The 14,703-nt window shown below is 58.5% G+C and carries 13 protein-coding genes; 3 read left to right on the top strand and 10 right to left on the bottom strand.

All coding sequences use genetic code 11. From position 1 onward, the window contains the following. Positions 1–78: 78 nt before the first annotated feature. The gene (locus F3J30_RS14065) at positions 79–1,752 is read left to right on the top strand and encodes an SgrR family transcriptional regulator (protein WP_166717639.1); all 1,674 of its coding nucleotides are present in this window, start codon (positions 79–81) and stop codon (positions 1,750–1,752) included. Here the strand turns inward: F3J30_RS14065 and F3J30_RS14060 are convergent. The 4 genes from F3J30_RS14060 to F3J30_RS14045 form a co-directional block, all read right to left on the bottom strand. Then, positions 1,725–2,747, bottom strand: coding sequence for a HoxN/HupN/NixA family nickel/cobalt transporter (locus F3J30_RS14060; RefSeq protein ID WP_166717638.1), 1,023 nt, complete (start codon positions 2,745–2,747; stop codon positions 1,725–1,727). The genes F3J30_RS14065 and F3J30_RS14060 overlap by 28 nt on opposite strands. Position 2,748: 1 nt before the next feature. Beyond that, a complete protein-coding gene (gene hypF, locus F3J30_RS14055; RefSeq protein WP_166717637.1) occupies positions 2,749–4,983 on the bottom strand; it encodes a carbamoyltransferase HypF in 2,235 nt (744 codons plus the stop codon). A 6-nt stretch (positions 4,984–4,989) separates the two neighbouring features. Then, entirely contained in the window at positions 4,990–5,535 is a 546-nt protein-coding gene (gene hydN, locus F3J30_RS14050; protein ID WP_166717636.1) for an electron transport protein HydN, read from the bottom strand. Positions 5,536–5,668: 133 nt separating this feature from the next. Beyond that, entirely contained in the window at positions 5,669–6,706 is a 1,038-nt protein-coding gene (locus F3J30_RS14045) for a LacI family DNA-binding transcriptional regulator (RefSeq protein ID WP_348771122.1), read from the bottom strand. Between the two features lie 190 nt (positions 6,707–6,896). Between F3J30_RS14045 and ascF the strand changes: the two genes are divergently transcribed. Next, on the top strand, positions 6,897–8,348 hold the full coding sequence (ascF, locus tag F3J30_RS14040; RefSeq protein WP_041162276.1) for a PTS cellobiose/arbutin/salicin transporter subunit IIBC: 1,452 nt from the start codon (positions 6,897–6,899) through the stop codon (positions 8,346–8,348). Between the two features lie 18 nt (positions 8,349–8,366). Beyond that, a complete protein-coding gene (locus F3J30_RS14035; protein WP_166717634.1) occupies positions 8,367–9,791 on the top strand; it encodes a 6-phospho-beta-glucosidase in 1,425 nt (474 codons plus the stop codon). A gap of 89 nt (positions 9,792–9,880) precedes the next feature. Here the strand turns inward: F3J30_RS14035 and hycI are convergent, their stop codons facing one another. Genes hycI through F3J30_RS14005 form a run of 6 tightly spaced genes read right to left on the bottom strand, consistent with a single transcriptional unit; the run spans position 9,881 to position 14,703 of the window. After that, complete coding sequence (hycI, locus tag F3J30_RS14030) at positions 9,881–10,336, bottom strand: hydrogenase maturation peptidase HycI (protein WP_166717633.1); 456 nt, start codon at positions 10,334–10,336, stop codon at positions 9,881–9,883. Then, positions 10,329–10,739, bottom strand: a complete 411-nt coding sequence (locus F3J30_RS14025; RefSeq protein ID WP_014071517.1) for a formate hydrogenlyase maturation HycH family protein — start codon at positions 10,737–10,739, stop codon at positions 10,329–10,331. Before F3J30_RS14025 ends, hycI begins: the two co-directional genes overlap by 8 nt. Further along, entirely contained in the window at positions 10,736–11,503 is a 768-nt protein-coding gene (locus F3J30_RS14020) for an NADH-quinone oxidoreductase subunit B family protein (RefSeq protein ID WP_166717632.1), read from the bottom strand. Before F3J30_RS14020 ends, F3J30_RS14025 begins: the two co-directional genes overlap by 4 nt. Then, a complete protein-coding gene (locus tag F3J30_RS14015) occupies positions 11,503–12,045 on the bottom strand; it encodes a formate hydrogenlyase complex iron-sulfur subunit (protein WP_166717631.1) in 543 nt (180 codons plus the stop codon). The genes F3J30_RS14020 and F3J30_RS14015 overlap by 1 nt, the downstream gene beginning before the upstream one ends. Positions 12,046–12,054: 9 nt before the next feature. Next, positions 12,055–13,764, bottom strand: a complete 1,710-nt coding sequence (locus F3J30_RS14010) for a hydrogenase large subunit (protein ID WP_014071520.1) — start codon at positions 13,762–13,764, stop codon at positions 12,055–12,057. Positions 13,765–13,779: 15 nt separating this feature from the next. Beyond that, complete coding sequence (locus F3J30_RS14005; RefSeq protein ID WP_014071521.1) at positions 13,780–14,703, bottom strand: respiratory chain complex I subunit 1 family protein; 924 nt, start codon at positions 14,701–14,703, stop codon at positions 13,780–13,782.

Here is a 14,703-nt window from a genome sequence, read left to right as displayed (position 1 = left end):
CTTTACTTAACCAGACCTTATTTATTCCGTAAAACACCCTACACTCTCAGCATCCCTTTTTGTCAGCGGAATGCCCTCATGCGCCAGCTTCAGAAAATCCGTCAGTATCAACGGCTTTATCAGCACTACGGAGCAAATCCGAAGCCAACAACCATTGCAGAGGTTGCCGAAACGGCCCTGTGCAGCGAGCGCCATGCGCGCACCCTGTTGCGCCAACTCACGCAGAGCGGATGGTTAAGCTGGAGCGCACAGCCAGGGCGCGGGCATCGCGCCATCCTGCACTGCCTGGCAACCACCAGCGAACTCAGCGCACCGCTGATGCACGCCTGCCTGGAAAAGGGAGACTATCAAAGCGCGTTGCAACTGGCAGACGGTGATCCGGCCAGCCTGCATCACATCATCACCCCTTTTCTGGGGGGAAAATGGCTTAAGCACCAGCCGACCCTGCGTATTCCCTGGTATCGCCCACTCACCTCGCTTTATCCGGCGTTGCAGCGCCGCCGCGCGGAGCAACACATTATCTGTGCGGTACATGCGGGACTGACACGCTACACACCCGGCCAGCCACACCCCGTGCCAGACCTGGCGCACCACTGGGAAACCCGTGATAACGACCTCTGCTGGCGGTTTTACCTGCGCAGCGGTGCGCACTGGCATAACGGTCAGGCCATCAGTGACGAAGATATTCTTGCAGGAGTGCAACAGCTGCTGGCCGATCCGGCGCGCAACGCGGGGCTTAAGCATGTTCATCAGGTTTCGCTTGCTGCCCCGTGGTGTCTTGATATTACCCTGCACGCGCCGGATGCCATGCTCGCGCATCGTCTGGCACACCACGTCTGTCGATTGCCTCATCCGCAACAGCCGGAAATCGGTGCCGGGCCGTTTGCCATCGCCCGCCATCACTCCCACTATTTACGCCTGGAGCGTCAGCCCTGGTACTTTGCCGCCCACCCGCTTTTGCACGCAATAGAGTTCTGGCGAACCAGCGCCGGGGCGCAGAAACCGGCCTGGATAACCGTCGGAAAAGGGAAAAGCGCTCAGGAAGCCGCCTCTTCCACCAGCGGTGGCTTCGCATGGTTAATGGTAAATACCGCGCTGGCGCGGCCGCTTGCCGACTGGCTGCGTCAGGAAATTGTCTTTATGAGCCAGCGCAACTTCGCACAGCGTGACGATCTGCAAACCCGTACCGAAGTCCTTCCCGGCCTGCAAACACCGTTGCTCCCGACAGCCCCAGACGTCCCGTTACCCCCCGCGTTAAGCCTGGTTTGCTATCACACACCGGAGCTTCGCGAGCTGGCCGATACGCTTCATGCGGCGCTGAAAAAACGCCATTGCACGCTGACTGTCGCCTGGAAAGACCGCGATGAGTGGCACACTCCCGGCGCGCTGGAGCAGGCCGACCTGGTGCTGGGGGATTATCTGGCGGGCGAGTTACCGGGCTTTGCCCTGGCGGAATGGTTTACCGATGAACCCGCGTGGGCCACCGCACTTGGCGACGCCCGCTGGCAGGAAGAGAAACAGCAGCTGATGGGATTTTGCGAAAGCGAAGAGCGCCTGAACACGCAGCTCGTCCCCTTTTTCCGGCGTCTGCTGGAGAGCGGCGCCTGTACGCCGCTGTTCCACTATCGCTATCGCATTAACACCATGGAAAACGTTCAGGATATTGTCCTGACCGCAGGCGGCTGGCTGGATTTCACCCGCGCCTGGCTGCCCCCGGCGATGACTCAGGAGCGCACAACCAGTGCATCGTAACCGCGCCAGCGGTAGTTGAGCATCGAGACAAGCCAGCAGACGACAAACAGCCCAACCACCACAAACCCGGCGTTACCGAGATTGTCATTAACCGCGCCAATGACATCCCAGATACCGCCGCTCAGGGCAAATTTATCCATCAGTAAACCGAGCGCTTCCAGCCCGCCAATAAACAGGGCAACCACCACGGAAGTGCCGGTGATGGTCATGTTGTAATAGAGCTTACGCTGCGGTTTGTTGAACGCCCAGCCGTAGGCTCCCACCATCAGCAGATTATCAAGAGTATCGACCAGTGCCATCCCGCTGGCGAACAGCGCCGGGAAGATCATAATAGACCAGACCGACATACCGTTAGAGGCGCTGGCGGCAGAGATCCCCAGCACGCCGATTTCGGTCGCGGTATCAAACCCAAGCCCAAACAGGAAACCGACCAGATACATCTGCCAGCTTTTGTTCACCAGGCGGAACGTGGTGCCAAACAGCCAGTTCATCACCCCACCCGTAGCCGGAAGCGTGACGTCGCCATCCATCGTCTGACCATTTTTCAACGCCTGAAAATTGCGCCAGACACCGCGCAAAATCACCATATTGACCAGCGCCATTGCCAGCAGAAATGTCGCAGATACCGCTGTCCCGATCAGGCTGCCCGTCTCATGAAACCAGGCCATGTTTTTCTGAAACGCCGTGGCGGTAGCCGCAATCGCCACCGAAGCCAGCACCACAATAGTGGAGTGGCCCAGCGAGAACCATGCGCCCACGCCAGAGGGCCGCTGACCCTGCTGCATCATCTTACGCGTCACGGTATCAATGGCCGCGATGTGGTCGGCATCAACTGCGTGACGCAACCCGTAACACCAGGCCAGCAGGCTTGCCGCCATCAGCGCCGTACTGCCACTGAAGGTGCGCCACGCCCAGCCCCAGGCGAGCAGATTGGCCATCACCAGAGCCAGCAGCAAAAACGCTGCGCGCGGTTCGTTGCGTAAGAGTCGTAACATTTTAAGTCCTTTGTGAACATGACCGGGCCGCAGCAACCACTGCCTGCCCGAAGGAGATAGCCCCGTCACCTGCGGGCAGGTGACACGGCAAAAGAAGAGTAAAGTCAGAAAGATAATGACGCAGGCGCACACGCAGCAGGCGGTTATGTAACACCCCGCCGCTACAGCACACCGTGGAGAGGGACGCGCGCCGGGCGTGGAAGGCGGCGAGTTCTGCCAGCCCTTTTGCCAGCGCATCGTGAAACGCCCACGCGCGTTCGCACGGTTCGGCCTGCCAGTCCAGCCACTGTTGCCAGAAGACGCTCAGCGCCAGGTTGCCGTTTATCACCGGCAGCGTGACCGGATGTGCAACAGCTGTGCAGCGGGCAGCCAGCGCTTCCAGCTGACATGCTGCTTCACCTTCATAGCCCTGCACATCTGGCGTGATATCCAGCGCGCAGGCGACGGCGTCAAACAGCCGTCCGCATGACGATGCCCGTGGTGTATTGATGCCGTGTGAAATCGCCGTTGCCAGCAACGGCCAGTTTTGCGCCTGTACCGCGTGAGTCTCCCTGCGCTGCTGCCAGCCCGGCACAAACGCCAGGCAGTGTGCGAGTAAATTGCGCCACGGCTGAACGGCCGCCAGATCGCCGCCAGGCAGTGCCACCGCAGGCAGCCCACCGAGATGCTCGCAGTCACGATAGTTCACCCGCAAACATTCCCCGCCCCACAAGGCACCGTTTTCACCCATGCCGATACCGTCCAGCGTCAGAGCGATAACATCACCGCCGTCGAGCGGCCAGCCGTTTTCCGCCAGGCAAGCGGCCGCGTGGGCGTGATGATGCAGTACCGTTTCGGTGGCCAGTGCCTGTTCATCTGCCCAGCGCCGGGCGCGGTATCCCAGGTGCGCGTCACACACCACGCGCACAGGTTGAAACGCATATATTTGCTGCATCACCGCCAGCGCGGTGCGCCACTGGTGCTCCACGCCGTCATCACTGAGATCGCCAAAATGCTGGCTCATCACCGCCTGATTGCCGCGCACCAGACAGAAGGTGTTTTTCATCTCAGCCCCCAGACACAACATGGCGGGAATACCATTGAATCCGGCAGGCAACGTGATGGCATCCGGCACAAAACCGCGGGCACGACGCAGCATAGCGCCATCCGCATCCACCACGGAATCATCCATCCGTTGCAGGATGTCACGGTTATGCAGCAGAAAACCGTCGGCAATATCCCTGAGCTCGTCCAGCGCTTGCGCATTGGTGATGGCCGGGGGTTTGCCGCTGAGATTCCCGGAGGTCATCACCAGCAGGCTCTGCACATCCGCCATCAGCAGATGCTGGAGCGGATTCGCCGGTAGCATGATGCCGACACAATCCAGACCCGGTGCTATCGCCTCAGGCAGTTCAGGCAGCCAGGCTTTTGGCGTAAGCACAATGGGTGCCGCGGGTGAACTCAGCAGGTGACTGACGGATTCAGGCAGGCCATCAGTATGGGGGATCATAACCGCCAGGGGTTTTGTCGGGCGCTGTTTTCGCGCCCGCAGCCGCGCCACGGCCCGCGGATTTTGTGCGTCACAGGCCAGGTGGAAACCGCCCAGACCTTTGACGGCCACAATCCCGCCGTCTCTCAGCATTGCAACGGCCGCCGCCAAAGCCTGCTCGCGCGTGGCGTGCGTGTTTTCGCCGCACCATTCAAGCTGTGGCCCGCACTCCGGGCAGGCGACAGGCTGCGCGTGGAAGCGCCGGTCGGCAGGATTGCGATACTCTGCTTCACACGGCGCACAGAGCGGAAACCCGGCCATCGCCGTGGCCGGACGGTCGTACGGCATGGCGCGGATAATGGTAAAACGCGGGCCACAGTGGGTGCAGTTAATAAACGGATAGCGGTTACGGCGCTCGCGCGGATCGCGCATTTCTGCCAGACACGCCGGGCAGGTGGCGGCATCCGGCACAATCTGCGTATCCATCGCCCCGCCCGCGCTGTGGCGGATGGTGAAACCGTCAGGGGCGTTCGACCACTCAAACGGCTGGGTCTGGATCGCATCGATACGAGCCAGCGGTGGGCACAGCTGGCGCAGCCTTGCGGTAAAGTCCCCCCCATTACCCGCAAGACGCACCAGCACGCCCTGTCCGTCATTGCTGACATCGCCCGCCAGCCCGAGCTGGTGCGCCAGCTGCCAGACGAAGGGACGAAACCCAACGCCCTGCACTTTTCCGCGCACCCGCACCTGTATGCCGTTACAGCTCATCGCGGATCAAAACAGCATGGACGAAGAGGTGTCGAACGCCGCACGACGACGTTTTTCGGCGCTCATCTGTTCGAGCTTGTTACGATCGACACACACCAGCGCGTGCGTCGGGCAAGCTTCCATGCAGGCCGGGCCCGTTTCACGGTGATGGCACAAATCGCATTTGTTGGCTTCGGCTTTATCTGCCCGAACGCTCAGCCCCATGCCGCTGTTGCGCACAACCGGGCGAACCACCACTTCCATCGCGCCGTAAGGGCACGCCACCACGCAGGTTTTGCAGCCAATGCAGCGCTCCTGCATCACATGGACAAAGCCTTTTTCACGTTTGATAGCCCTGTTAGGGCAGACATTGGCACAGGGTGCGTCTTCGCACTGGCGGCAAATAGCGGCCGTAGAAATATTTACGCCCTTGATAACGTGAATACGCGGCAGGAAGGATTCAGGGGTGAGTGATGCGCAATCCTGATCCGCCTGATGCGATACCACGCATGCCACTTCACAGGTACGGCAACCAATGCACTTACTGGCATCGGCCATAATAAAACGGTTCATCTGCTTCTCCAGCATAACAGTCATGCGCGGAAACATTCATAAACCGTGCCAGTTTTTAAATTACTGATTTGTATTGATTTAAAATTCAGGCGGGGACTGTCATCGTCACTTCTGACGATGACAGATGTCGATGTCAACGATGCGGGCCGTCGATGACAGAGTCGCGTAGCACCAGCTCCCCGGAGAAAGTTTGCTGACAGGTGAACTCACCGTCATCCAGCATAAAGATCAGGCGGCTAATGGTTTCTTTGATCATCTCCGTGACCGGCACGCGTACGCTGGAGAGCGACGGCACCATGTAAGGCGCAATGGCTACATCATCAAACCCAATCACCGACACTTTCTCAGGCGTAGCGATGCCGCTATCGTGCAGCTGCTTCATGGCGCCGATGGCCATATCGTCATTGCTTGCCACCAGCGCCGAAAATGTTTCGCCCCGGGACAGAAGCTCCGCCACTGCTGCCGCACCGCTCTCTGGGTTCCACCGTCCCTGGGCAATCAGCGTCGGGCGCAGCGGAATGTCGTGCCGGGCCAGCGCCTCTTTGTAGCCCGAAAGACGCTCAATCCCGGTAGGCGAATCCAGTGAGCCGGTGATAAACGCAATTTCCCGGTGCCCTTTCTCAATCAGCTGCCCGACCGCCGCCTGGCATGAGGCTTTATGATCGGACCAGACGCAATGACTGCTATTTTTTCGCAGACGACGGTTGAGCACCACGATGGGCTGCTCGCATTTTTCGATGATCTCGTCCATCTCATCCACGCTCAGGAAACGCGGATAAATAATGACCGCATCGCAGCGCATATCCAGCAGATACTGAATCGCCTCACGCTCTTCATCCGCGCTGTGCTTACCGTCCGCCAGGATCAGCTGTCGCCCCTTTTCTTCGGTCATCCGGGCAGCATGGAACAGTAACTCGCTGAAGTAAACGCCATGATACAGGGTGTTGGTCACCACCAGCCCCAGCGTTTGCGTGCGTTTGGTTGCCAGGTTGCGCGCCAGCAAATTGGGGCGATATCCACTCTCTTCAATCGCCTGGAACACCCGGTCTTTGGTCTCCTGGCTCACGTAGCCATTTCCCGACAACACCCGGGAAACCGTCGCTTTCGAAACGCCCGCCCGCTTCGCCACTTCCAGCATCGTGGTCATGTTTTTATTCCGTCTGAAACTGATGGGGCGCAGTGTACTGCACCGCAGGAAAATTGTCGCAGCGGCAATGTCACGCTTTCAACACCTCAAAGTGATCATCATCACGAATATAAAAAATGCACAAAATGTGATCTTGTTTCATTCAAAGAAACTCATGATGATTATGTGGAACCGGTTTCCTACATTTCTCACAACGATAACAGGTAACAATCCGATGGCCAAAAATTATGCCGCGCTGGCGAACGATGTTGTCAGCGCGCTTGGCGGCAAAGACAACATCGTCGCCGTCACCCACTGCATGACGCGTCTGCGTTTTGTCCTGAAAGAGGAAGCCCTCACCGACGCCGCTCGCCTGAAAAGCATCAGCGGCGTACTTGGCGTGGTGCGTAACGATAACCAGTGCCAGGTGATCATTGGCAACACCGTTTCCCAGGCATACCGTGAAGTCGTCAGCCTGCTGCCGACGGAGCTGCAACCTGCCGTGCCCGAAGGCCCGCAAAAGCTCACCTTCCGCCGTATTGGCGCGGGGATCCTCGATGCGCTGATCGGCACCATGTCCCCGCTGATCCCGGCGATCATCGGCGGCTCGATGGTCAAACTGCTGGCGATGATCCTGGAGATGACCGGGGTTTTGCCAAAAGGTGCGCCAACGCTCACCATTCTGACCGTGATCGGCGACGGGGCGTTCTTCTTCCTGCCGCTGATGGTGGCGGCCTCTGCGGCGGTGAAATTCAAAACCAACATGTCGCTGGCGATTGCCATTGCGGGCGTGCTGGTCCACCCGAGCTTTATCGAACTGATGGCGAAAGCGGCGCAGGGTGAACACGTCGAGTTCGCGTTTATCCCGGTCACGGCGGTGAAATACACCTACACCGTGATCCCGGCGCTGGTAATGACCTGGTGCCTGTCGTATATCGAACGCTGGGTTGACCGTATTACCCCTGCCGTCACCAAAAACTTCCTCAAACCGATGCTGATTGTGTTGATTGCCGCCCCGCTTGCCATCGTGCTGATTGGGCCGCTTGGGATCTGGATCGGCAGTGCTATCTCCGCGCTGGTTTACACCATTCACGGCTACCTCGGCTGGCTGTCCGTGGCGATTATGGGCGCGCTCTGGCCGCTGCTGGTGATGACCGGGATGCACCGTGTGTTTACGCCGACTATCATTCAAACCATTGCCGAAACGGGCAAAGAAGGGATGGTAATGCCGTCAGAAATTGGCGCCAACCTGTCGCTCGGCGGCTCGTCGCTGGCGGTGGCATGGAAAACCAAAAACCCGGAACTGCGTCAGACGGCGCTGGCGGCGGCGGCCTCTGCCATTATGGCGGGTATCTCTGAACCGGCCCTCTACGGCGTAGCGGTCCGCCTGAAACGTCCGTTGATTGCCAGTCTTATCAGCGGCTTTATCTGCGGCGCGGTGGCCGGGATTGCCGGTCTTGCCAGCCATTCGATGGCCGCACCGGGGCTGTTTACCAGCGTGCAGTTCTTCGACCCGGCGAATCCGATGACTATCGTTTGGGTATTTGGCGTAATGGCGCTGGCCGTGGTGCTGTCGTTTGTCCTGACGTTAATACTCGGCTTTGAAGACATCCCGGTTGAGGACGAAGCAGAAAAAGCGCGCGCCCTGCAAACCGCACCGGTTCAGGCCAAAGCAGCACAAGCATAATTTTATAGCGAGGTAAAAATGTCTGTTTTTCCACAAGGATTTTTATGGGGCGGCGCACTGGCTGCCAACCAGAGTGAAGGTGCTTACCGTGAAGGCGGTAAAGGGCTGACTACCGTCGATATGATCCCCCACGGCGCAAACCGTCTGGCGGTGAAGGTCGGTAAGGAAAAACGTTTTTCGTTACGTGACGACGAGTTTTACCCAAGCCACGAGGCGATTGATTTTTACCATCGCTATAAAGAAGACATCGCCCTGATGGCGGAAATGGGCTTTACGGTGTTCCGTACTTCGATTGCCTGGAGCCGCCTCTATCCGAATGGCGATGAGCCGCTGCCAAACAAAGAGGGTATTGCCTTTTACCGCGCAGTGTTTGAAGAGTGCAAAAAGTACAATATCGAGCCGCTGGTGACGCTGTGCCACTTCGACGTGCCCATGCATCTGGTAACGGAGTACGGCTCCTGGCGTAACCGCAAAATGGTCGATCTGTTCGCTCGTTACGCCCGCACCTGCTTCGAAGAATTTAACGGTCTGGTGAAGTACTGGCTGACCTTCAACGAAATCAACATCATGCTGCACAGCCCGTTCTCGGGTGCGGGGCTGGTGTTCGAAGAAGGTGAAAACGAAGATCAGGTGAAATATCAGGCTGCGCATCACGAACTGGTGGCAAGCGCACTGGCGACCAAAATCGCCCACGAGGTGAACCCGGAAAACCAGGTCGGCTGTATGCTGGCAGGCGGCAATTTCTACCCGTATTCCTGCAAGCCGGAAGACGTGTGGATGGCGCTGGAAAAAGACCGCGAGAACCTGTTCTTTATCGACGTGCAGGCGCGCGGTAGTTACCCGGCCTACTCTGCCCGCGTGTTCCGCGAAAAAGGGGTGGTGATTGTTAAAGAGCCTGGCGACGACCAGTTGCTGAAAAACACCGTCGATTTTGTGTCGTTCAGCTATTACGCCTCCCGCTGCGCCTCTGCGGATATGAATGCACAAAACACCAATGCAGCGAACATCGTGAAATCTCTGCGAAACCCGCACATCGAGGTGAGCGAATGGGGCTGGGGTATCGACCCGCTGGGTCTGCGCATCACCATGAACATGATGTACGACCGTTATCAGAAACCGCTGTTCCTGGTAGAAAACGGCCTCGGCGCGAAGGATGTGATTGAGGCAAACGGTGAGATTAACGACGACTACCGCATCAGCTACCTGCGCGAGCATATCCGCGCAATGGGCGATGCCATTGAAGACGGCGTACCGCTGATGGGCTACACCACCTGGGGCTGCATTGATCTGGTGGCGGCCTCTACGGGCGAAATGAGCAAGCGCTACGGGTTTGTGTACGTTGATCGCGATGATGCCGGGAACGGCACGCTGGACAGAAAGCGCAAAAAATCGTTCTGGTGGTATAAGAAGGTGATTGCGAGTAACGGGGGGGATCTGGCGTAGCCTGTTGCCCTCACCCCAACCCTCTCCCGCAGGGAGAGGGAGATGGGTTTTGTAGGCCGGGTAAGGCGAAGCCGCCACCCGGCACCTGCTCAGAGCCTGGCAACCCCCCCATCCCCAACCCACGCCCCCAGCCGGGAATAGACCACCTCCACCGCCTCTTTCACCGGTGGCGTCATGGGGTAATAAAAGCCCACGATATCCGGCTGAATGCCCAAAAACAGCACCTCGCCCACGTCGTCCTTAATCTGATCGACCAGGTAATTGAGCGGCATGTTGTGGGTCGTCATCATAAACATCTCTGCGATATCGTCGGGGTCGATAAGGCGAGTTTCACCGGGGTTGAGCCCCATATCGGTGGCATCGACAATCAACAACCTTTCCGGATGCAGTTTACGGATCGCCACCACGTCATTTTCCGGGGCGCTGCCGCCGTCGATAACCACCCAGTTGCCCTGCGGGTTCGCGGCACACATTTCCGCCAGCAGCGGGCCTGCGCCGTCATCTCCCATCATGCTGTTGCCAACACACAGTAAAACGTCAGTCACGTAATCTCCTCACCATCAGGTAGATGGCGCTTTCCTGATGAATATCATGCAGCATCCCAAGCAGGGTTTTGCTCCACGCCTGCTGTTCAGGGGTTTGTCGTCTGATGGCCGCGTCGAACGCATTGGCAAGCATCGCAATATGGTTAGCATCGATAACAATCTCGCCGTATTTCGGCACACCTTCCATTTTGCGCCGCGCCGTGCTGCCCTCTTCCAGCGTGGCTATCCATGCCAGATACTCGGGCCACGGGCAGCTTAACGCCGCCTCCAGGCAGTCGATCACCCCCAGGTGGTGACCAATCGCCAGGCTGTAATAGACCACCTGCTGCGCCGCATCTGGCGTGGCATCGTTCTCATCAATAAACTTACGGCTCAACTGACTGAACACCACCGTTTCACTCATCGGATACGCGCCTCATCGACAATGCTGTTCAGGTTCCCGACAATCTCATTCAGACGCGGATCGTTTTCCGCCTCCAGCCAGCGCGCCACCTGATGTTCGCCCTGACTGAGCAGACGCAGATAATCGTCGGCAATCTGGCGGCCATAGCGATAGCCCGCCAGTTTTCGCGCCATGCGGTCGACCTTCACGCGCAGCGGTTGCACCATATCCGGATGCAGAATGGTGGCAGGCTGGCTGTCGAGTTCACCTGGTGCACGAGCGTGGATCTTCTGCTCCAGCAGGCCGAGCGCCATCGCAAATCCGTACAACGTTGCGGCAGGCGTTGGCGGGCAACCCGGAATATAGACATCCACCGGGACAATTTTGTCAGTGCCGCCCCACACGCAGTAGAGATCGTGGAAGATACCGCCACTGTTGCCGCACGCGCCGTAAGAGATGCAGATTTTCGGGTCCGGCGCGGATTGCCAGGCACGCAGCGCAGGCGATCGCATCGCGCGGGTGACCGCCCCGGTAAACAACAGAATGTCGGCATGACGCGGGGACGGTACCACTTTGATGCCGAAGCGTTCTGCATCAAACAGCGGCGACAGCGTGGCGAAAATTTCAATTTCACAGCCGTTACAGCCGCCGCAGTCCACGCGATACACGTAGGCCGAGCGTTTGATTTTTTTCAGCAGCGACGCCTTCATGCTGGCGATGGATTCGTCCACCGTCATCGGCACCGGAATGCCGTTATCGTCGCGTGGGCCGAGTAAGTTTTCCATCAGCTGGCCTCTCTCATATGACGGGTTAAATCGATGCGGTCAGACGGCAGCAGGCATTTCTGACGTTTGCATTCCGGGCAGGTTTCAAAGCTTTCCCGGTGGTGCTCTGCGCGGACGTCACCGTTGTGTTTTAACAGCGCAATGGCGTAGTCGATCTCTTTTTGCACGGCAAACGGACGGTTGCAGACACGGCAGCTACACAGCGCAAAACGCGACTGTTGCAGGAAATCCTCTTTCTTCCATACCGCCAGCTCGTATTCCTGAGAAAGACGGATCGCCACCGTTGGGCACACCTCTTCGCAGCGGCCACAAAAAATGCAGCGCCCAAGGTTGAACTGCCAGGCAAGCTCGCCAGTTTTCAGGTCCGTCTCCACCGTCAGGGCGTTGGACGGGCAGGCATTCACGCAGGCGGCGCAGCCGATGCACTGCTGCGGATTGTGCTCTGGCTTACCGCGAAAGTTTTTATCCACCGGCATCGGCTCCAGCGGATAACTGCTGGTCTGGGTGCCGGTTTTGATGACTTTTTTGATAAAGGTAAACATGACGAGTCCTTATTTCAGCGGCGAGTTTTTACGCTCGATGCTGTAGCGCTCAAGCTCTTTGTACGGCACCACCTGGCTTTTCTTCTTACGCACATCCACCACCGTCATACGGTCGGTGCAGGAGTAGCACGGGTCGAGACTGCCGATGATCAGCGGCGCATCAGACACGGTGTTGCCGCGCAGCATATAGCGCAGGGTTGGCCAGTTGGCGTAGGTTGCCGCACGGCAGCGCCAGCGGTAGAGCTTCTGGTTGTCGCCGGTCATGCTCCAGTGGATGTCGTCACCGCGTGGCGCTTCGGCAAAACCAAGGGCAAAGCGGTTTGGAATATAGGTGAAGCCTTCCACCATCAGCGGGCCGCCAGGCAGGTTATCCAGGCCGAAGTCGATCATATTCAGCGCGGTGAACACCTCGTTGATACGCACCTTCAGGCGAGAAATCACGTCGCAGCCCTGTTCGCTGTGTACCGTCATCGGCAGCAGACCGTAGCCCACAAACGGGTGATCCGCGCGGGTGTCACGGGCGTGGCCGCTGGCGCGTACCATCGGGCCAACGTTACTGAAATCGCGGGCAATGTCAGGATCAAGACGGCCAATACCGACAGTACGCTGCTCGATGTTTGGCGTGCTGAGCAGCATATCCACCAGATCCTGCACATCGCGGCGCATCTGCTGCGCAAGCAGGCGGGTCTGGATCATGTCGTCTTTCAGCAGGTCACGGCGGATCCCGCCGATCAGGTTCAGGCCGTAGGTTTTACGCGCCCCGGTGAGGATCTCCGCCATCTTCATTGAGGCTTCACGCACGCGGAAGAACTGCATGAACCCGGAGTCGAAGCCGACAAAGTGACAGGCCAGGCCGAGGTTCAGCAGGTGCGAGTGCAGGCGTTCCACTTCAAGCAGAATGGCGCGGATCATCTGCGCGCGCTCTGGCACCACAATTCCCATGCCGTTTTCCACCGAGGTGGTGTAGGCGGTGCTGTGGGCAAAACCGCAAATACCGCACACGCGATCGGAGAGGAAGGTCACTTCGTTGTAACCCATGCGGGTTTCCGCCAGCTTTTCCATGCCGCGGTGGACATAGAACAGGCGGTAGTCGGCGTCGATAATGTTCTCGCCGTCAACGAACAGACGGAAGTGCCCCGGTTCATCAGAGGTGACGTGCAGCGGACCAATCGGCACCACGTTGTTCTTTTTACTGCCCAGCTCGTTGATGAATTCGTAAGTTTCGCTGTCGGTGGTCGGTGCCGGGCGCTGACGATAATCCATACTGTCTTTACGCAATGGATAGAGTTCGTCCGGCCAGTCGTCTGGCAGCACCAGACGGCGTTCATCCGGCAGACCGACAGGCACCAGGCCGTACATGTCGCGCACTTCACGTTCGCCCCAGACGGCGGCAGGCACGCGCGGCGTAACCGACGGATACTCCGGTTTGTTCGGGTCCACTTCGACGCGCACGGTAATCCAGCACTTCTCGAACTGTTCCATCGACATCACGTAGTAAACCGCATAGTTCCCGCACAGCTGACGTTCATCGTTCCCGAACAGCACGGAGAGCCAGCCGCCCTGCTGGTAATACAGAAACTCCACCACCTCTGGCAGGTAGTTCACCTTCACGGTGAGGGTTATCTGGTCTTTGGTCTGCCAGGACTCTTCCAGCACGACGCCGGGAAAAGCCTGATGCAATGCGGCGAGATACTGCTGACCTTTTTTCTCTTCAGACATAAAAATTCTCTTTAATCACGCCACCAGCAAGGAGACGAATGCTAAAAATGCAAAGCCAAAACCGGCCCAGGTGATACGGGACGTCGCCACAAAACGCAGACGCGCCATGCTGTTTTCAAACAGCGCAATCACCAGCACGCCAATCAGCAGCTTGAGGACGGCCACAACCACTGCCAGTACCAGGCCGCCAGCGGTAAAGTGCGTCATCTGCCCCCACGGAAAGAAAACGCCTACAAACATTTGCAGCACCACCAGCTGCTTGAGGCTGATGCCCCACTTCAGCACCGCAAAGCCGTAGCCGCTGTACTCGGTCAGTGGCCCTTCCTGCAATTCCTGCTCTGCTTCCGCGAGGTCAAATGGCAATTTGCCCATCTCAATAAAGGTGGCGAACGCGCAGGCGCACAGCGCCAGAACCAGCGGAATGGAACGTGCTACAGGCCAGTGGTAGACGGTATCGGTGATAAAACTGATATGAGTCGAACCCGCTACCTGCGCGGCAACCCACAGCCCCAGCAGCAGGATCGGCTCAACCAGCACGCCCAGCATCGCCTCGCGGCTGGCGCCAATACCGGTAAACGGGCTACCGGTGTCCAGGCCCGCAATGGCAAAGAAGAACCGCGCGATGGCAAACAGATAGATAAGGGTGATCAAATCGCCCAGCACCGGCAGCGGAGAGCCAACGGTCACCACCGGCAGCGCGGTGGCGATGGTCAGCATGACACCCACCATCACAAACGGCGTCAGGCGAAACACCCAGCCTGCGGCATCGGGTGCAACGCTCTGGCGGGTGAGCAATTTGAACAGGTCGCGATACTCCTGAAGGACACCCGGCCCGCGACGGTTATGCATCCGGGCGCGCAGCACGCGGCTCACCCCGGAAAGCAGTGGCGCAATGGCGAATAACACCAACGCCTGAAGTAATGCCAGTAACAGACTCAT

Source organism: Enterobacter sp. Tr-810 (assembly GCF_011752765.1).
Classification (GTDB): Bacteria; Pseudomonadota; Gammaproteobacteria; order Enterobacterales; family Enterobacteriaceae; genus Enterobacter; species Enterobacter soli.
This window is presented reverse-complemented; position numbering and strand designations above follow the sequence as displayed.

Bases quoted from the DNA above. Each gene is read 5' to 3' on its own strand.
- ascF (WP_041162276.1), top strand. From the start codon at position 6,897: ATGGCCAAAAATTATGCCGCGCTGGCGAACGATGTTGTCAGCGCGCTT.
- F3J30_RS14035 (WP_166717634.1), top strand. From the start codon at position 8,367: ATGTCTGTTTTTCCACAAGGATTTTTATGGGGCGGCGCACTGGCTGCC.
- hypF (WP_166717637.1), bottom strand. From the start codon at position 4,983: ATGAGCTGTAACGGCATACAGGTGCGGGTGCGCGGAAAAGTGCAGGGC.
- F3J30_RS14010 (WP_014071520.1), bottom strand. From the start codon at position 13,764: ATGTCTGAAGAGAAAAAAGGTCAGCAGTATCTCGCCGCATTGCATCAG.
- F3J30_RS14005 (WP_014071521.1), bottom strand. From the start codon at position 14,703: ATGAGTCTGTTACTGGCATTACTTCAGGCGTTGGTGTTATTCGCCATT.
- hydN (WP_166717636.1), bottom strand. From the start codon at position 5,535: ATGAACCGTTTTATTATGGCCGATGCCAGTAAGTGCATTGGTTGCCGT.
- F3J30_RS14015 (WP_166717631.1), bottom strand. From the start codon at position 12,045: ATGTTTACCTTTATCAAAAAAGTCATCAAAACCGGCACCCAGACCAGC.
- F3J30_RS14060 (WP_166717638.1), bottom strand. From the start codon at position 2,747: ATGTTACGACTCTTACGCAACGAACCGCGCGCAGCGTTTTTGCTGCTG.
- F3J30_RS14020 (WP_166717632.1), bottom strand. From the start codon at position 11,503: ATGGAAAACTTACTCGGCCCACGCGACGATAACGGCATTCCGGTGCCG.
- F3J30_RS14065 (WP_166717639.1), top strand. From the start codon at position 79: ATGCGCCAGCTTCAGAAAATCCGTCAGTATCAACGGCTTTATCAGCAC.
- F3J30_RS14025 (WP_014071517.1), bottom strand. From the start codon at position 10,739: ATGAGTGAAACGGTGGTGTTCAGTCAGTTGAGCCGTAAGTTTATTGAT.